This is a genomic window from Stutzerimonas kunmingensis, assembly GCF_021432085.1.
Taxonomy (GTDB): Bacteria; Pseudomonadota; Gammaproteobacteria; order Pseudomonadales; family Pseudomonadaceae; genus Stutzerimonas.
Genome location: NZ_CP090366.1, coordinates 4,158,150 through 4,175,456 on the forward strand (window position 1 = coordinate 4,158,150; position 17,307 = coordinate 4,175,456).

Annotated in this window: 15 protein-coding genes; 9 read left to right on the top strand and 6 right to left on the bottom strand. The window is 65.0% G+C overall.

From position 1 onward, the window contains the following. Positions 1-31: 31 nt before the first annotated feature. Together LW136_RS19830 and dadA are read right to left on the bottom strand one after the other, a co-directional pair. Positions 32-406 (bottom strand): RidA family protein, encoded by a 375-nt coding sequence (locus tag LW136_RS19830; protein ID WP_003297843.1) that lies wholly within the window; start codon positions 404-406, stop codon positions 32-34. Next, a complete protein-coding gene (dadA, locus tag LW136_RS19835) occupies positions 381-1,679 on the bottom strand; it encodes a D-amino acid dehydrogenase (protein WP_014821787.1) in 1,299 nt (432 codons plus the stop codon). Before dadA ends, LW136_RS19830 begins: the two co-directional genes overlap by 26 nt. A 146-nt stretch (positions 1,680-1,825) precedes the next feature. Between dadA and LW136_RS19840 the strand changes: the two genes are divergently transcribed. The 4 genes from LW136_RS19840 to LW136_RS19855 all read left to right on the top strand — a co-directional run bounded on the left by LW136_RS19840 (position 1,826) and on the right by LW136_RS19855 (position 6,404). Then, entirely contained in the window at positions 1,826-2,314 is a 489-nt protein-coding gene (locus LW136_RS19840; protein ID WP_003295466.1) for an Lrp/AsnC ligand binding domain-containing protein, read from the top strand. Positions 2,315-2,441: 127 nt separating this feature from the next. Then, complete coding sequence (locus tag LW136_RS19845) at positions 2,442-3,752, top strand: NAD(P)/FAD-dependent oxidoreductase (protein ID WP_101276136.1); 1,311 nt, start codon at positions 2,442-2,444, stop codon at positions 3,750-3,752. A gap of 59 nt (positions 3,753-3,811) precedes the next feature. Continuing rightward, positions 3,812-5,359, top strand: coding sequence for a phospholipase D family protein (locus LW136_RS19850; protein WP_234173804.1), 1,548 nt, complete (start codon positions 3,812-3,814; stop codon positions 5,357-5,359). Positions 5,360-5,660: 301 nt separating this feature from the next. Continuing rightward, a complete protein-coding gene (locus LW136_RS19855; protein WP_023444590.1) occupies positions 5,661-6,404 on the top strand; it encodes a hypothetical protein in 744 nt (247 codons plus the stop codon). A 1-nt stretch (position 6,405) separates the two neighbouring features. On the opposite strand, the gene LW136_RS19860 is transcribed toward LW136_RS19855, so the two are convergent. The 3 genes from LW136_RS19860 to LW136_RS19870 all read right to left on the bottom strand — a co-directional run bounded on the left by LW136_RS19860 (position 6,406) and on the right by LW136_RS19870 (position 10,293). Further along, positions 6,406-6,930: an Mpo1 family 2-hydroxy fatty acid dioxygenase gene (locus tag LW136_RS19860; protein WP_125896700.1), complete on the bottom strand. Its 525-nt coding sequence runs from the start codon at positions 6,928-6,930 to the stop codon at positions 6,406-6,408. A gap of 103 nt (positions 6,931-7,033) precedes the next feature. Beyond that, positions 7,034-8,599, bottom strand: a complete 1,566-nt coding sequence (locus tag LW136_RS19865; protein WP_234173805.1) for a methyl-accepting chemotaxis protein — start codon at positions 8,597-8,599, stop codon at positions 7,034-7,036. A gap of 170 nt (positions 8,600-8,769) precedes the next feature. Then, on the bottom strand, positions 8,770-10,293 hold the full coding sequence (locus tag LW136_RS19870) for a 3-hydroxyacyl-CoA dehydrogenase (RefSeq protein WP_234173807.1): 1,524 nt from the start codon (positions 10,291-10,293) through the stop codon (positions 8,770-8,772). A gap of 119 nt (positions 10,294-10,412) precedes the next feature. On the opposite strand from LW136_RS19870, the gene LW136_RS19875 reads away from it, so the two are divergent. Further along, positions 10,413-10,856 (top strand): PaaI family thioesterase, encoded by a 444-nt coding sequence (locus LW136_RS19875; protein WP_102832936.1) that lies wholly within the window; start codon positions 10,413-10,415, stop codon positions 10,854-10,856. A gap of 3 nt (positions 10,857-10,859) precedes the next feature. Beyond that, complete coding sequence (locus LW136_RS19880; RefSeq protein WP_234173809.1) at positions 10,860-12,203, top strand: hypothetical protein; 1,344 nt, start codon at positions 10,860-10,862, stop codon at positions 12,201-12,203. Between the two features lie 3 nt (positions 12,204-12,206). Here the strand turns inward: LW136_RS19880 and radC are convergent, their stop codons facing one another. Next, positions 12,207-12,881 carry a RadC family protein gene (gene radC / locus LW136_RS19885; protein ID WP_014821796.1) on the bottom strand — a complete coding sequence of 225 codons (675 nt, stop codon included), beginning with the start codon at positions 12,879-12,881 and terminating at the stop codon, positions 12,207-12,209. 138 nt (positions 12,882-13,019) lie between these two features. On the opposite strand from radC, the gene coaBC reads away from it, so the two are divergent. The 3 genes from coaBC to LW136_RS22830 are packed head-to-tail and all read left to right on the top strand — an operon-like array spanning position 13,020 to position 17,300. Beyond that, complete coding sequence (coaBC, locus tag LW136_RS19890; protein ID WP_014821797.1) at positions 13,020-14,228, top strand: bifunctional phosphopantothenoylcysteine decarboxylase/phosphopantothenate--cysteine ligase CoaBC; 1,209 nt, start codon at positions 13,020-13,022, stop codon at positions 14,226-14,228. Position 14,229: 1 nt separating this feature from the next. After that, on the top strand, positions 14,230-14,685 hold the full coding sequence (gene dut / locus LW136_RS19895) for a dUTP diphosphatase (RefSeq protein WP_003283360.1): 456 nt from the start codon (positions 14,230-14,232) through the stop codon (positions 14,683-14,685). A 44-nt stretch (positions 14,686-14,729) separates the two neighbouring features. Beyond that, positions 14,730-17,300 (top strand): phosphomannomutase/phosphoglucomutase, encoded by a 2,571-nt coding sequence (locus LW136_RS22830; protein WP_313403485.1) that lies wholly within the window; start codon positions 14,730-14,732, stop codon positions 17,298-17,300. Positions 17,301-17,307: the final 7 nt, after the last annotated feature.

Sequence of the window (17,307 nt, forward strand, 5' to 3'; positions counted from 1 at the left end):
CGTCGCCCGGCACGCGCGGCTCTCCCAAGGGTCAGAGGACCGGGCCGGCGAGATCCGGCATGGCAGCGACGACGGTGATCTCGACCCGCACATCCGGCGAATACATCAGGGCCTGAACAGTGGTCCGTGCCGGCGCCGTGCCCGGTGTGATCCATGCATCCCATACCTCGTTCATGCCGGCGTAATCGGCGGCGATGTCCTTCAGGTGAATGGTTGCCGAAAGCAGGCGCGTCTTGCTGGTACCCGCCTCGTCCAGCAAGCGTTCGATGCTCGACAGCGTTTCGCGGGTCTGCTCGCGGATATCACCGGTCAGGTCATCGGCCAGTTGCCCGGAGAGATACACCGCGCCGTTGTGGATCACCGCTTCGCTATAGCGGGTTTCAGTGTGCAGCCGCCGGATGGGCATGTTTACGGGTCTCCTTGTGCTTGCCGTAACGGAAGATATCCAGTCCCTCGGTGCTGATCTGCGGACGCTTGGACGCCAGCAGGTCAGCGAGCACACGGCCGGAGCCGCACGCCATGGTCCAACCAAGGGTGCCATGGCCGGTATTGAGGAACAGGTTGCGATAGGGTGTCGCGCCGATGATCGGTGTGCCATCTGGCGTGGCCGGTCGCAGGCCGGTCCAGAATACCGCGTCAGACGGATCGCCGCCCTGCGGATAGAGGTCGCCCACCACCATTTCCAGGGTTTCCCGCCGGCGCGGGTTGAGCGACAGATCGTGCCCGGCGATCTCCGCCATGCCACCGACACGGATGCGCTGATCGAAGCGGGTGATGGCGACCTTGTAGGTTTCATCGAGCACGGTCGACTGCGGTGCCATCGCCGGATCGCTTATCGGTACGGTCAGCGAATAGCCCTTGAGCGGGTAGACCGGTGCACGAATCCCCAGCGGCTTGAGCATCTGCGGGCTGTAGCTGCCGAGCGCCAGCACGTAGCGATCGGCCGTCTCCAGCTTGCCGTCGATCCACACACCGGCCAGCCGGTCGCCGGCGTAGTCTAGGCGTTGAATATTCTGTTCGAAGCGGAACTCGACACCGAGCGCCACGGCCATTTCCGCCAGGCGCGAGGTGAACATCTGGCAGTCGCCGGTCTGGTCATTGGGCAGCCGCAGCGCACCGCTGAGCTTGTGCGAAACCTTCGCCAGAGCCGGCTCGACCCGTGCAATGCCGGCGCGATCGAGCAGCTCGTAGGGCACCCCGGAGCGCTGCAGCACAGCGATGTCCTTGGCGGCGGCATCAAGCTGCGCCTGGGTGCGGAACAGCTGCGTGGTGCCGAGCTGACGACCTTCATAGGCGATCCCGGTTTCCGCGCGCAGCTCATCGAGGCAGTCACGGCTGTACTCGGACAGGCGTACCATGCGCTCCTTGTTTACCGCGTAGCGGGCCGCCGTGCAGTTGCGCAGCATCTGCGCCATCCACAGGTACTGGTCGACGTCACCGGTAAGCTTGATCGCCAGCGGCGCATGGCGCTGCAACAGCCACTTCATCGCCTTCAGCGGGACGCCAGGTGCCGCCCACGGCGAGGCATAGCCGGGCGAGACCTGCCCGGCATTGGCGAAGCTGGTCTCCATCGCCACCGCCGGCTGCCGGTCGACCACCACCACTTCGAAACCGGCCCGCGCCAGATAATAGGCGCTGGCAGTGCCGACCACGCCGCTACCCAATACCAGTACACGCATTGCAGCCTCCCACCCGCTCGAACGGGCTTTTCCGGATCACTATTGAAACGGAGTATAAAAATGCTCAAGCAGTGTTATTCACCATATAAAAAGCTATCTTTGGACGTTATTCACGCCATCGACGCTTTATTTGGAGGGCATATCCCTTGAGAACCCGGCATCAGACGCGCCGCGAACTGGACAAGATCGACCGCCACATCCTGCGCATTCTCCAAGCCGAAGGGCGCCTGCCCTTCACCGAGCTGGGCGAGCGCGTCGGCCTGTCGACCACGCCGTGCACCGAGCGCGTCCGGCGCCTGGAGCGCGAAGGCATCATCATGGGCTACTCGGCGCGGCTGAACCCGCAGCATCTGAAGGCGGGGCTGCTGGTGTTCGTCGAGATCAGCCTGGCGTACAAGTCCGGCGACATCTTCGAGGAGTTCCGCCGCGCCGTGCTCAAGCTGCCCCACGTGCTCGAATGCCACCTGGTGTCCGGCGACTTCGATTACCTGGTCAAGGCGCGGATCTCGGAGATGGCTTCCTACCGAAAATTGCTCGGCGACATCCTGCTGAAGCTGCCGCACGTTCGCGAATCGAAGAGCTATATCGTGATGGAAGAGATCAAGGAATCCCTCGACCTGCCGGTCCCGGACTAGAGCCGATGACGGCCAGTTCTGCGGCCTCGTCGGGCAGCCTGCGAGGCACCGCTGGTCATGCCCGGCTTTGCTCAGCGGCCTCGCTCCGGTCTACCCTAGGCGCATGCAGACCTCTCATGACACCTTGATGAATCACCGCGCATCCGCGCCGAACGGCGCCGTACATGCACCCTCCTACTATGCCGCAAGCGTCAATCGCGAACTGGCCTTCGAGCCGTTGCAGGGCGAGCAGCGTGCCGACGTCTGCGTCGTCGGCGGTGGGTTCTCCGGCCTCAACACGGCCATCGAACTGGCCGAGCGGGGCCTCAGCGTCATCCTGCTGGAAGCGCACCGAATCGGCTGGGGCGCCAGCGGGCGCAACGGCGGGCAACTGATCCGAGGCGTCGGCCATGACGTCGAGCAGTTCAGCAAGATCATCGGCGAAGAAGGCGTCGATGAACTCAAGCGCATGGGCTTCGAAGCCGTCGATATCGTCCGCCAGCGCATCGAGCGCTACGCCATCGACTGCGACCTGACCTGGGGCTATTGCGACCTGGCGACCAAGCCACGGCATCTGAAAGGCTTCGACGAGGAGTATTCCGACCTGCTGCGCCTCGGCTATCCGCATCCTCTGCAGCGCGTGTCGCGTCCCAACCTGGTCACGGTGGTGGGTTCGCAGCGTTACCTCGGCGGCCTGCTGGACATGGGCTCGGGCCACCTGCACCCGCTGAATCTGGCACTCGGCGAGGCGGCGGCGGCGCAGTCGCTGGGCGTGCGACTGTTCGAGCAGTCGGCAGTCGAGCGCATCGAGTACGGCCCGCAGGTCAAGGTGCATACGGCTCAGGGCGTGGTGCACGCGGACAACCTGGTGCTGGCCTGCAATGCCTACCTCAACGGCCTGCAACCGAAGCTCGCCGGCAAGGTGCTGCCGGCCGGCAGCTACATCATCGCCACCGAGCGCCTGCCTGAGCCGCTCTGCCGCGAGCTGTTGCCGCAGAACATGGCGGTCTGCGATCAGCGCGTGGCGCTCGATTACTTCCGTCTCAGCGCCGATGGCCGTCTGCTGTTCGGCGGCGCCTGTCACTATTCCGGCCGTGACCCACAGGACATCGCCGCCTATATGCAGCCGAAGATGCTCGAGGTATTTCCGCAGCTGGTCGGCATCGGCATCGACTATCAGTGGGGCGGGATGATCGGCATCGGCGCCAACCGGCTGCCGCAGATCGGTCGCCTGGCCGAACATCCCAACGTGTTCTACGCCCAGGCCTATTCCGGCCACGGGCTGAATGCCACGCACCTGGCCGGTCGCCTGCTTGCCGAAGCCATTGCCGGCCAGCAAAGCAGCGGCTTCGATCTGTTCGCCAAAGTGCCGCATCCGACCTTCCCCGGCGGACCGGCACTGCGCTCGCCACTGCTGGCGTTGGGCATGCTCTGGTATCGACTGAAGGACCGATTCTGAATTTTCGGACGAAGCGCAACGTCCAAGCATGAATGAAAGGATGCATACCCGGAGAAACCTTGCGCACTTACCTGACGCTCCTGCTGCTACTGCTGCTGGCCGGTTGTGCCAGCCACCCCACGCCAACCGAGTCCTATTCCGTGGCACCGGACGCGTCGCCGCTTGGCCGGCGCATCCAGCAGCTCGCCACCGAGCACGCGTACGGCCACTCGGGTTTTCGCCTGCTACCGGAGAGCACCGAAGCCTTCGCCGCACGCACCGAGATGATCCGCGCGGCGCAGGTCAGCCTCGATATCCAGTACTACATTGTCCATGACGGTCTCACCACACGTGCGCTGATCGACGAAGTGCTGCAAGCCGCCGACCGCGGCGTCCGCGTGCGGCTGCTGCTGGATGACACCACCAGCCATGGCGAGGACTACCGCATCGGCACTCTGGCCGCGCACCCCAACATTCAGATCCGCGTCTTCAACCCGCTTCACCTCGGCCGCAGCAACGCCATCACCCGATCCATGGGACGCCTATTGCACCTTTCGCTGCAGCATCGGCGCATGCACAACAAGCTGATGCTGGTCGATGGCAGCCTGGCCGTCGTCGGCGGACGCAACCTCGGCGACGAGTACTTCGAGGCCGACCAGGCGATGAACTTCACCGACATTGATCTGCTTGGCGCCGGTCCGGTCGCCGAGCAGCTCGGCAAGAGTTTCGACCGCTACTGGAACAACCAGCTGAGCGTGCCTATCCAGCATTTTCTCTGGTGGCAACCGAAACCGCGTCAGCTGGACACGGCGCGCCAGCAGCTGAGCGACTATCTGCAGCAGGCCAAACAGGAAAACAGCGAGCAGTACCAGCGCCTGATGCAGTACAAGCAGCGCCCGCAATTGCAGCAGTGGCTGGACGAACTGATCTGGGCACCGGGCCGGGCGATGTGGGACGCGCCGGAAAAACTGCTTGCCGAAGGCGTACCGGCGGCATCGCTGCTGCTGACCACGCAACTTGCACCGACCATGCAGGCCGTGAGCAGCGAGCTGACACTGGTTTCGGCCTACTTCGTGCCGACCGACAGCGGCGTGGAGTACCTGGCCGATCGCACCAGCGTGGGCGTGACGGTGCGCATTCTTACCAACTCTCTGGAGGCCACCGACGTGCCGGCCGTGCATGGCGGCTATGCACCCTACCGCGAGGCCATGCTGGAGCTCGGCGTGCGCCTGTTCGAACTGCGCCGGCAGCCGGAGCAGGAGGCTTCCTACAGCTTTCTCGGGGAGTCGGAATCCAGCCTGCATAGCAAGGCGGCGGTATTCGACCAGCAGAAGGTGTTCATCGGCTCGCTGAATCTCGATCCGCGCTCGGTGCTGTGGAACACCGAGGTGGGGATTCTGGTGGAAAGCCACGAACTGGCCCGCGAGGTCCACCGCCTCACGCTGGAGGGTATGTCGCCGGCACTGAGCTACGAAGTTCGCCTGGTGGAGCGCGACGGCCGCAAGCAGCTCACGTGGATCGCAGAGGATGGCGGCCGTCTGCGCACTATCGAAAAGGAGCCAGGCGGGCTCTGGCGACGCTTTAACGCCTGGTTCGCCGACGTCATCGGCCTGGAGAAGATGCTTTAGCGGCCTGTTTGGTAAGTTCGGCGCCCATGGCCCGATACCGCGTTGCTGCTCCTTGCCACAGGCCCGCTATGACTCGTCGCAGCGCCTTGCCCCGGAGCGATGTTCAGCCGAACTTGCCTCAACCAACTCACCGCACAGGCCACTAGGTTCGCAACAAGCTGCCGCACGATGTCGTCCGTTTGGCTACAAGCCGGCACAAATCATTCTTTGGGGTGATACCACTCGGCCAGCAGTCCGTTAGGCTCCAGCGTGCTGCTGCCATGCACGCATAGCTTCTATAAAAATAAAAAGGAGCACGACAATGGACCGTTTAACTCGCTTCTGGCTATTGCTGATACTCGTAATGCTGCCCGGCTTTACCGAGGCGGCCCCGCCCGAAACCATCTCTGCGCTGCAGAACTTGCAGATCCACGCCAATCGCGCGACCAGCAGCCTGCTGCTCTACCGCGGCGAAGGCTTTCAGAAGGCGCACCTGTTGCGTCTGGAAGACGACATCCGCGCGCTGAATGCAGCCCTACTCAATGTCGCCAATCCCACCAGCGCCCTGCGCGAAAGTCACCAGGCGCTTCAGGCTCGGCTGCGCGAAGGCGCCGGCTTCGGCTACGAAGAGGACGACATGCCCTGGGGCTGGCCGCTGGAGATGAGCAAGGCACTGCGCGACTTCCTCACCGCCGTTCGCGCGCAGCAAGGGGCGGACGCTCAGGCCGAACTGCCAGCCAAGGTTGAATACCTGGCCGTTCAATACCTCAGCCGTGCCTACATCGGCTCGTTCGAGATCGCCCGCGAACAGCCGGACACCTATCTCGGGCAGGACGAGCGCCACCTGGTGCCGGCGATCGACGCTCAGCTGGCCGAACTGGATGGCAAGCGCGATCCCGCGCTGGCCAAACTCAAGACCCGCTGGGATTTCCTCAAGGTGGCGCTGGAAGACATGAACAGCGGCAGCAACAACTTCACCACCGCCTCAGGCCGGCCCTTCGCGCCAATCATGGTCGACCGCCATGCGCGCAGCCTCAGCGATCAGTGGATGGCGGCCAAGCCCTGACTCAGCCGTGGGCGGCTGAGTCGCGCAGACGCACAGGACCGACCCGCGCCTCGATGGCGAGGCGCAGCGGCTCGCGCAGACCGAGCATGAAACCAAGCTCGGCAGCGACGAACAAAGGCCCGATGATCAGCCCGGTGAGATCGTCGACGAACGCCGGCTTGCGACCCTCGAAGTAGTGCCCGATGAACTGGATGACCCAGCCGAGCACGAACAATCCCGCGCCAACGCCCAGCCACAGCGCCATCGTTGCGCCGGCCAGAACTGCGCCCAGCCATACGCAGAGCAGCAGCACGGCGCTCATCAGCAAGCCGTAACGCAGATCCAGACGAAGGTAGAAAACCGCAGCGGCGAGCGACACCAGTGCCGCCGGGCTTAGCCACAAGCCGGCCCATTCGATGCCCGGCCGCGACAGGAGGATCGCCACCGCCAGCACGATCAGCGGAATGCCGATGAAATGGGTCAGGAGGTTGCGTGGATCGCGATGATAGGCCGCGTACTGTGCCAAATGATCGGTGAGGGTCTTCATTGGCGGCATCTCCGGAAGTCGCGTCTCACCAAGCTTAGCCGGTCGCAGCGGCTGGAGCGCCGCCGGACACAGGGCAATCGCGCCAACATCGGTGGTTGCCGGGCTATTGCTCGGGACGATAGCCCAGGCGCAGTCCACCCCAGTGACGGCCACCGACCATGATCGGCACGGATAGGTCGTGCATCAGCTCCCCGGTATCGCGACTGTAGGTCTGCAACAGCAGGCGGCGCTGATGACTGCCGCAGCGCCCGCCGGTGCGGTCGTTGAACAGGCGCTTGCTACGGCTCTTGACCCGATCGATCTCCGGGTTGCCCACCGGCGGCTGGCTGAACGCGCGGTTGTGGGTCGGCACGTAGCCCTCCGGCGTCGTGGCGATGGCGTAGACCAATGCAGCATGCTTCTGCAGCACCGGCTCCTGAATCGCCGGCAAGACCTCGTCGGCATAGCGGTCGAAGCGGGTCTGATACTTCACCGGATCGGTATTGGCCTGCGCCCGGTAATTGCGGTCGAACAGGTCATCGAGACTGACGCGCCCGGCCTGGATATCAGCCTCGAAACGCGCGCTGATGGCCGCAGCCCCCTGACGCGCCAGGTCGAACATGGTCTGGTGATAATCGTCGAGCTGGACCTCGGCCAGTTGCTCGCTGGCGCTTTCGGCCTGGGCCACCAGGCGTTCCGCCGCCAGCTCGAGCTGGCGGGTCTGCTCCTCGCTGTCCAGGGCATCGGTACGCAGCTGATCGAGGGCGACGAACTGCCCGGTCAGGCGCTGATGGTTGTCGGCGGTGCCGGTGGTGATCTGCTCGACCTGGCTTTCGACGCTGCCGGCCAGTTCGGCGATGCCGCTGAGCTGCTCACCGGTGGTGGCGATCTGCTCGGCCGCGGCGTCCAGCTCGTTGCCCTGGCGCTGGATATAGCTGACCACTGCTTCGCTTTGCTCGCGGATGTCGGCCACCATGCGACCGACCTCCTCGGTAGCGCTGGAGGTGCGCGCCGCCAGACTGCGTACTTCGTCGGCGACCACGGCAAAGCCGCGGCCGGCCTCACCGGCACGGGCGGCCTCGATGGCTGCGTTGAGAGCCAGCAGGTTGGTCTGGCTGGCAATGGACTGGATCACGTCGGTAATGCGGCGGATTTCCTCTGTCCGCGCCGAAAGCCCGTCAATCAGCTCGCGGCTGGCGTGGGTCTGAGCACTCAGCTGTTGCATGCGTTCGATGGCGCGCTGCAGTTCGGCTTGCCCGGTATCGCTGCGCTCGCGCACCGCTTGCGCGGCATCCAGTGTGTGGCGGGCCCGCTCGGCGCTGTCCTGCTCGGTGGCGGCGATAGCCTGGGCACCATTGGCAATTTCGCTGACAGCCTGCAGCTGCGACTTCAGGCGGATGGCCAGCTGCTCGGCGCTGAAGGCGACCTGGGCAGCAGACAGGGCGTTGTGGCAGGTACTGCGCGAGAGATTCTTGGTCAGCTCGGCGAAGCTCTGCGGCGCCCCGTCGACAGGCGGGGCGCCGCCGGCCACCACACCCCACGAGGTGAACCAGGGCCAAAGCGCCGCCACCATCAGCAGCGCACCGGTCACAAGCAGGGGCGGTGCCAGCCAGTAATGCACGAGCAGCAGACCGATGATCAGCACGGCATGGAACACGGCGGCCTTGGGGTGGCGGTTGGCGGGGCTCATGGTCGGCCTCTTGTTCTTGTCGGATCGATCCGACGTTGTACGCATACCCTCCAATAAAGAACAGTAGTGCCTTAGTAGCAACGTGCCGTCATCGGAGGCTCACCCCAGTCTTAACGGCCGCCGCCGCACAAACTGAAGCGATCCACCTCATCTCGAGTCACCGTCGGTCGTCAGCCGGCGAGCGGACGATCAGGCGCGGTCAGCGGCAGGCACAACCGCACGCGCCGGCGCAACCAGGGACTGGGGCGATAACGTGCCTCGCCGCCATAGCAACCCTGCATCGCCTCAAGGATGGCGAGAATTCGCCCCGCACCGTAATGCTCGGCAAAGCCCAGCGGCCCTTTCGGATAGCCCAGCGCCAGGGTGATTGCGCGGTCGAGTATCTGCGGGTCAGCAATGCCCTTCTGCGCGATCTCGCAACCGAGATTGACGATGCTCGCCACCACCCGCTGACTGACGAAACCGGGCGAGTCGTTGATCACCTCCACCGGCACGCCATCGTGACTCAGGGCCTGTTGCGCCTGTGCTTCGAGCGCGGGGTCGAGCGCCGGTTGGCGCATCAGTACCCGGCGCCGATCGAAGTCAGCGAACAGGTCGAAGGCGATACTGCGGGTGGCGGGCAGATCAAGCCTGGCGATCATCGTGCTGGCATCCTCGCCCAGCGGGGTGATCAGGCAGATGGCGCGCTCAGACGGCGCCTCACCGGTTTCCAGCTGGGTACCGGCCTCGCGTAACAACGCCGCCAGCCGGCCACGCAATTCGGCATCCTGACTGTCCAGCCAGAACGGGCGCTCGACGACTATCGGCCGCCATTGCGGCTCCGGCGTGCGGATCTGCTGGCCGTTCTCGTAGCGGTAGTAACCCTGTCCGGTCTTGCGTCCGAGCAACCCCGCGGCGACCCGCTGCGCCGCCTGGTAGGACGGCGTATAGCGCGGGTCCTGATAGAACTGCTGATACACCGACTCCATCACCGCATGGGAAATATCCAGCCCGGTGAGATCGAACAGCTCGAACGGCCCCATGCGAAAGCCCGGGCCGTCGCGCAGGATGCGGTCGATCTGCTCGGCATCGGCGATACCCTCGGCAAGGATGCGCTGCGCCTCGGTGCTGTAGGCGCGACCGGCGTGGTTGACCAGAAAGCCGGGAGTATCCGGCGTGATTGCCGGAAAATGCCCAGCCTCTTCGGCCAGTTTGACCAGCCGCTCGATGACCTGCGGATCGCTGCGCTCACCGCGCACCACTTCCACCAGTTTCATCAGCGGCACCGGGTTGAAGAAATGAAAACCCGCCACCCGCTCTGGATGCTGGCAGGCAGCAGCGATGCGTGTGACGGAAAGCGATGAGGTGTTGGTCGCCAGCACCGTGTCCTCGGCGAGCAAGGACTCCAGCTCGATGAACAACGCCTGCTTGGCCTCGAGATTCTCGACGATCGCCTCGATCACCAGATCGCAGCCGGACAGATCGGCCAGCGCAGGCGCCGCCTGCATTCGGGCCAGCGTGGCGTCCAGCTCGGCGACGCTCAGCCGCCCCTTGGCCACGCCGCGTTCTAGCAGCTCGCGGTTGAAGCGCAGCGCCTCGCTGATCGACGCGCTGCGTGCATCGTGCAACCAGACCTGCTTGCCGGCGCTGGCGAACAACTGCGCGATCCCGCGGCCCATGGCGCCCGCGCCGACGATGCCGATACGCTCAAACATGCAAACCTCCTCACGAGCAATGCGGTATTCCGCAGTGCGAAACAAGATTCCATCGAATTGACCATGAGCGTAAAGACTGCCAATCTCCAGCGCAAGTCAGCCGCCGAACCCGCTCGCTCATGTCCGATCAACCCTATCCAGCCGCCACACTGCAACAGGTCGAAAGCTCGTTGACCGGGTTCTTCCAGGACCTCGGTTGCCAGCTCAAGGAGTACGGCCCGGAGCGCGCAGTGGTCGAACTCCTGCTGTTGCCGCGTCACCTGAACAACGCCAGCAACCTGCACGGCGGCGTCACGGCAACCCTGCTGGACGTGGCGATGGGCCTCTGCGGAACCTGGGTGGAACAGCCGGAACAGCGCCGCGTGGCGACCACGCTGTCGATGAACGTCAACTTCAGCGCACCGGCACCAGTCGGCAGCCGCATCCGTGCTGTCGCAGTCCGCCGCTCCGCCGGGCACAAGGTGTTCATGGCCAGCTGCGACCTGCTGGACGAGAAGGGCCACTTGCTGGCCTTCGGCGAAGGCGTATACAAGCGCGGCAAACTGCGCAGCGAGCTGCCCTGAGCGATGCTTGCCCTGCTCCCGCTGGCGCTCGTCTGCGAGCTATTCGCGCTGGTAACGCGCCTGCAGTTGCCGAGCGTGATCAGTGGTGCGCTGCTGGTGCTATTCTTCGCCTGGCACTGGCGCTCGCTGATGCCCTATCCGCGCCGGCTCGGGCTGGTCACGCTGGGGCTGTTCGCCTACTGGGCACTGCTCCGTGACCCCGACTGGCAGCAGACCCAGCGGATGCTCGGCGCCGCGGCCTACTACGGCGCGTTCATCGGCGCGCTCGGGCTTGCCCATTGCGCGGTCAAGCGGATGCCGCAGCTCGGCGAGCTGCATCGGCTCTTACTGCGGCTACCCCGTACCAGCCTCTATCCAAGCTACCTGTTCAGCACCTTTGCGATCAGCTCGGTGCTGAGTTTCGGCATGCTCAATCTGGTCTGCGGTTCACTGGAACGTTATCTGGATCGGCAGTCGCATAGCCCGAGCCAGCGCCGCGAGGGCGCCAGGGGCGTGATGGTGACAGCCCTGCGCGGCTTCGCTCTGGTGCCCTTGCTGGCACCGACCAGCGTGGCGGTGGCGATCCTCACCCGCGAGTTGCCGGGACTGAGCTGGAGCGCCCTGCTGCCATTCGGCCTGCTCTGCGGGGCCATCCTGCTGCTGGTGGGCTGGCCGATGGAAAACCATCGTCTGCAGCAGTTGCGGGAGACCGCTGCCCCGGCAAGCGACTCAAGCGCTACCGGGCCGGCAAAGGGGCTGCGTAACCTGCTGTACGCCAGCCTGCTCGGCATCCTGCTGATCGCCCTGCTGGCCAGCCTGACCCCGCTATCGGCAACCCAGGCCGCCATGCTGCTGGTGCCGCTCGCGGTGATCGGCCTGCTGCTGTATCAGGGTGGATCGCCGACAACGGTCTATGCCGAGGTACGCGACACCCTCGCTGGCATGCGCAACGAGACCTTCATCTTCGCCTGCTCGGCACTGCTTGGCGGACTTACGGCCGTGCTGATCCCGGTCGAACGACTCGCCAGCCACTTCAGCAGCACGCCGCTGGCGCTGTTCGGTCTTGGCAGTGCCGGCATGCTGGCAATCATCGCCCTTGCCCTGCTCGGTGTCGCGCCTATCATCTCCCTGAGCCTGTGCGCCGCACTGCTCGCGCAGCTGGCCGGACACGGCGTGGCGATCATGCAGCCGGCAGTGGCGCTGCTGATCGGATTTTCGCTGGCCATGCTGCTGTCGCCCTATGGCCCCTCGGCACTGATGCTGGCGCGCCACGCGCAATTATCGCCGTGGCGCATCGCCTTCGGCTGGAACGGCCGTTTCGTGCTGTTGGTGCTCGGCCCACTGCTGCTGGTGCCGCTGCTGGCGTAGCGCTCACATCCAGCCGTATTCGGCCATCGACAGGGGCTCGCCGTCACCGACGATGAAGTGATCGAGCACCCGCACATCGATCAGCGCCAACGCCTCTTTCAGCCTCAGGGTCAGCTGACGATCCGCCTGGCTCGGCTCGGCCACGCCCGATGGATGGTTGTGCGTGAGGATGACCGCCGCCGCATTCTGCGCAAGGGCACGTTTAACCACTTGCCGCGGGTAGACGCTGGCGCCATCGATGGTGCCGTGGAACAACACCTCGAAGGCCAGCACGCGATGCTTGGAATCGAGAAACAGGCAGCCGAACAGCTCGTGCGGCTCGTGGCGCAGCCGAGCCTTGAGGTAGTCGCGCACCGCCTGGGGCGACTCCAGCGCCGAATCGCGCCGCAACCGTTCGGCCAGATGCCGGCGACCCATCTCCAGCACGGCCTGCAGCTGAGCGAATTTCGCCGGGCCCAGGCCCAGGTGCGCGCTGAACTGATCGAGCTCCGCCTCCAGCAACGCGCGCAGGCTGCCGAACTCGGCGAGCAGGTGTCGGGCCAGATCCACCGCGCTTTTGCCGGCAACCCCGGTACGCAGGAATATCGCCAGCAATTCGGCGTCGGAAAGCGCAGCAGCGCCCTGTTCGAGTAGCTTTTCCCGCGGCCGCTCCGCCGCCGGCCAGTCACGTATGCTCATGTCTTCTCCCTGTCGAGCAAGCCCACTTTTCCGCTGTGGGCGCTGTGCTATCTTAGCCCGTCATTTTTCCGGGGTATCGGGCGTGTTCTGACCTGGTTCTCACTCCGGAGAGTCCCTACGAGATTACAAGGCAGGCCTATGCAGCGGCTGTATCGTAAACGCATCGTCCTGGGCGTCGGCGGCGGTATCGCCGCTTACAAGAGCGCCGAACTGGTCCGTCGCCTGCGCGACCACGGTGCCGAAGTCCGGGTTGTTATGACCCAGGGCGGACGTGAGTTCATCACGCCTCTCACCCTGCAGGCGCTCTCCGGCCACCCGGTTCATCTGGATCTGCTCGACCCCGCCGCCGAAGCGGCGATGGGTCACATCGAACTGGCGCGCTGGGCCGACCTGGTGTTGATCGCGCCGGCCACCGCCGACCTCATGGCACGCCTGGCCCAAGGCGTCGCCAATGATCTACTGACCACCGTGGTGCTGGCGACCAACGCCCCGGTCGCCCTGGCGCCGGCCATGAACCAGGCCATGTGGGCCGATCCGGCCACTCAGGCCAATCGCGAATTGCTGTTGAAACGCGGCATTCGTCTGTTCGGCCCCGGCTCCGGCAGCCAGGCCTGCGGTGACGTCGGCATGGGCCGCATGCTCGAGGCCGACGAACTCGCCCAGGCCGCCGCGGACTGCTTCGCGACCGGCCTGCTGACGGGCAAGCACCTGCTGATCACCGCAGGTCCGACCCAGGAAAACATCGACCCGGTTCGCTACATCACCAACCACAGCTCCGGCAAGATGGGTTTCGCTCTGGCCGAAGCGGCCGCCGAGGCCGGCGCGCGGGTGACGCTGGTGACCGGCCCGGTGTTCCTGCCGACGCCCGATCGCGTGCAGCGCATCGACGTGGTCAGCGCCCGCGACATGCTTGCCGCGTGCGAAGCGGCGATGCCCTGCGACATTCTCGTCGCCGCAGCGGCGGTAGCCGACTACCGCCCGGAAGTGGTGGCACCGCACAAACTGAAGAAAGACCCCACGACCGGTGACGGCCTGCTGCTGCAGATGGTGCGCAACCCTGACATTCTCGCCACGCTGGCCAGCCGCACGGACCGTCCGTTCTGCGTCGGTTTCGCCGCAGAAACCGAGAATCTGCTGGAGTACGCCACGCGCAAGCTGCGCGACAAGAATCTCGATCTGATCGTCGCCAATGACGTGGCCAACCCCAGCATCGGCTTCAACAGCGAAGACAACGCCGTCAGCGTGATCGACCGTCAGCAACACGAAACCCGCTTCGGCCAGGCCAGCAAGGGACATATCGCCCGCGCGCTGGTGGCCTTCATCGCCGACCGCTACAAAGAGTCCTGACATGCACGCACTCCAAGCCAAGATTCTCGACCCTCGCCTCGGCCAGGACTTCCCCCTTCCCGAATATGCGACACCGGGCTCTGCCGGCCTCGACCTGCGCGCCATGCTGCAGAGCGACACGGTGCTCGAGCCGGGCCAGACGCTGCTGATTCCCACCGGCATTGCCATCCACATCGGCGATCCGGGGCTCGCGGCCCTGATCCTGCCGCGCTCGGGCCTGGGCCATAAGCACGGCATCGTGCTCGGCAACCTGGTCGGGCTGATCGACTCGGACTACCAGGGCGAGCTGATGGTGTCGTGCTGGAACCGCGGCCAGAGCGCCTTCACCATCGCCGTCGGCGAGCGTATTGCGCAGCTGATGCTGGTACCGGTGGTACAGGCCCGCTTCGAACTGGTCGACAGTTTCGACAGCAGCGACCGCGGCGCTGGCGGCTTCGGGCACTCCGGCAGCCACTGAGTCACTGCGCACCGCTTACCTTTCAGGATGATTCGAGGAGCTTCATGGCACTCTTCAAGCGCACCGCCAAGGATTCAGGCGTTCTGAACCCGGCCGACACCCGCAGCAAGCGCGGCGGTTTCACCCTCAAGCCATTGCTCGGTGGCCTCGCAGCCAGCCTGATCGGGCTCGGCGCGGCCGCCGCGCTGATCTGGCTCGGTCAGCAGGGCGCTCAGCAGCAGCAACAGACACAACTCGCCGAGGCCTGGAGCCAGAGCCAGGCAAGCGCATTGCAGCAGGCGCTGCGGCGGCTGCGTGCCGATACCCAGACAGCGGTGGAGCAGCAACGCCTGGTGGACGTCGTCCGTGCTGACACCGAGCTCAGACGCGAAGCCGAACAGCGCCTGCTGGAGTTGCCCGGCGTGGTCGACGCGCACCTCAATCCACGCGGCAGAGTGGTGCCGGACACCAGCCGCCCGGGCCCGCTGAACTTCGCTGCGCTCGATCTGCTACAGCGGGTCGAAGCAGGCCAGTCGGCAGCTCCGGAAGCCTACAAGGTCGACAACCGCTGGCTGCTCTACAGTGCGATTCCGCTGCGCGCCGAGGGTGAGCAGACGATTCGCGGCACGCTGCTGCTGGTCAGCGATCTCCAGCACCTGTTCGCGACACTCCCGACGCTGCCCGACGAAGCCGGCCAGCTGCGACTGACCCAGCAATTCTCCGGCGCACCCGAACAGGTGCTGTTGCAGCGCGGCACCGCGGCCGACAATGCTTCGGCACTGACCCTCGCCAGCGGCAACGCCAACTGGAAGCTGGCCTACCTGCCCGGCGCCATCGATCAGCTGACCCTCATGCCGCTCCTCCTGCTCGCGGCCGCCCTGGTGGCGATTGCCGGCGTGCTGATCGGTCTGCAGCTGGTGCTCGGCGGCCAGCAGCGCAGGCTGCGCGAAGACGTGTTGCAGATGAGCCGCCTGCTACAGGAACTCTCCACCGGCAAGACCATCCAAATACCGGCCTTGAGCCTGCCGGTCCTCGACGCACTGGCCAGGAACATGGTCCGACTGCCTGTCCGCCAAGCTGGACCGGCTCCGACTCAGGCACCCGCCACGGCTCCAGCCGTTCGGCCCGCCAAACCTACCGAGTACGTCGATCCGCGCTTGCCGGACACCGATATTCTCGACATCGATATTCTCGACGAGGACCAGGACATCTTCGGCCTCGACACCAAGGAGCGAGAACCCGCAATGAGCAGTGCCAAAGCCCCGAATTTGCCCGCCAGTATCTTCCGCGCCTACGACATCCGTGGCGTTGTCGGCGACAGCCTGACTACCGAGACCGCCTACTGGGTCGGCCGCGCCATCGGGTCCGAGAGCCTCGCCAAGGGTGAACCCAACGTTTCGGTTGGCCGCGACGGGCGCCTGTCCGGTCCCGAACTGGTCCAGCACCTCATTCAAGGTCTGCTCGACAGCGGCTGCGACGTCAGCGATATCGGCATGGTGCCGACGCCGGTGCTCTATTACGCCGCCAACATTCTCGCCGGCAAGTCCGGCGTGATGCTCACCGGCAGCCACAATCCGCCGGACTACAACGGCTTCAAGATCGTCATCGCCGGCGACACCCTGGCCAACGAACAGATCCAGACCCTGCGCAAGCGCATCGAAACCAACGACCTGTCCAGCGGCGTGGGCAAGGTCGAGCAAGTCGATGTACTGGAACGCTACTTCGAGCAGATTCGCAATGACATCGCCATGGCCAAGCCGATGAAGGTGGTGGTCGACTGCGGCAACGGCGTCGCCGGCGTCATCGCCCCGCGCATGATCGAAGCACTGGGCTGCACCGTGGTCCCGCTGTACTGCGAGGTCGACGGCAACTTCCCCAACCACCATCCGGATCCGGGCAAACCGGAAAATCTGGTCGACCTGATCGCCAAGGTTAAATCCGAGAAGGCCGATCTCGGTCTGGCTTTCGACGGCGATGGCGACCGCGTCGGCGTGGTGACCAACGCCGGCACCATGATCTATCCGGACCGCCTGCTGATGCTGTTCGCCAAGGATGTGGTATCGCGCAATCCAGGCGCTGACATCATCTTCGACGTCAAATGCACCCGTCGCCTCACTCCACTGATCAGTGGTTACGGCGGCCGGCCGGTGATGTGGAAGACCGGCCATTCGCTGATCAAGAAGAAGATGAAGGAGTCCGGTGCGCTGCTCGCTGGCGAAATGAGCGGGCACATCTTCTTCAAGGAACGCTGGTTCGGCTTCGACGACGGCATCTACAGCGCCGCGCGCCTGCTGGAAATCCTCAGCCAGGACAAGCGTGACGCCGAGCAGGTGTTCGCCGCGTTCCCCTGCGATATCTCGACACCGGAGATCAACATCACGGTGACAGAGGAAAGCAAATTCACCATCATGGACGCCCTGCAACGTGACGCTCAGTGGGGCGAAGCCAACCTGATCACCCTCGACGGTGTACGGGTCGACTATCCCAAGGGCTGGGGCCTGATCCGCGCCTCGAACACCACACCGGTTCTGGTGCTGCGCTTCGAGGCCGACAGCGAGGAAGAACTCAGCCGCATTCAGGACGTTTTCCGCGCACAGCTGCTCAACGTTGCACCCGATCTCAAACTGCCGTTCTGATTTGCGG

Excerpts from the sequence above, each read along its gene's own strand:
- LW136_RS19870 (WP_234173807.1), bottom strand. The coding sequence starts at position 10,293 with ATGTTTGAGCGTATCGGCATCGTCGGCGCGGGCGCCATGGGCCGCGGG.
- LW136_RS22830 (WP_313403485.1), top strand. The coding sequence starts at position 14,730 with ATGGCACTCTTCAAGCGCACCGCCAAGGATTCAGGCGTTCTGAACCCG.
- LW136_RS19855 (WP_023444590.1), top strand. The coding sequence starts at position 5,661 with ATGGACCGTTTAACTCGCTTCTGGCTATTGCTGATACTCGTAATGCTG.
- LW136_RS19830 (WP_003297843.1), bottom strand. The coding sequence starts at position 406 with ATGCCCATCCGGCGGCTGCACACTGAAACCCGCTATAGCGAAGCGGTG.
- dut (WP_003283360.1), top strand. The coding sequence starts at position 14,230 with ATGCACGCACTCCAAGCCAAGATTCTCGACCCTCGCCTCGGCCAGGAC.
- LW136_RS19875 (WP_102832936.1), top strand. The coding sequence starts at position 10,413 with ATGTCCGATCAACCCTATCCAGCCGCCACACTGCAACAGGTCGAAAGC.
- LW136_RS19860 (WP_125896700.1), bottom strand. The coding sequence starts at position 6,930 with ATGAAGACCCTCACCGATCATTTGGCACAGTACGCGGCCTATCATCGC.
- LW136_RS19865 (WP_234173805.1), bottom strand. The coding sequence starts at position 8,599 with ATGAGCCCCGCCAACCGCCACCCCAAGGCCGCCGTGTTCCATGCCGTG.
- LW136_RS19880 (WP_234173809.1), top strand. The coding sequence starts at position 10,860 with ATGCTTGCCCTGCTCCCGCTGGCGCTCGTCTGCGAGCTATTCGCGCTG.
- coaBC (WP_014821797.1), top strand. The coding sequence starts at position 13,020 with ATGCAGCGGCTGTATCGTAAACGCATCGTCCTGGGCGTCGGCGGCGGT.
- radC (WP_014821796.1), bottom strand. The coding sequence starts at position 12,881 with ATGAGCATACGTGACTGGCCGGCGGCGGAGCGGCCGCGGGAAAAGCTA.
- dadA (WP_014821787.1), bottom strand. The coding sequence starts at position 1,679 with ATGCGTGTACTGGTATTGGGTAGCGGCGTGGTCGGCACTGCCAGCGCC.
- LW136_RS19845 (WP_101276136.1), top strand. The coding sequence starts at position 2,442 with ATGAATCACCGCGCATCCGCGCCGAACGGCGCCGTACATGCACCCTCC.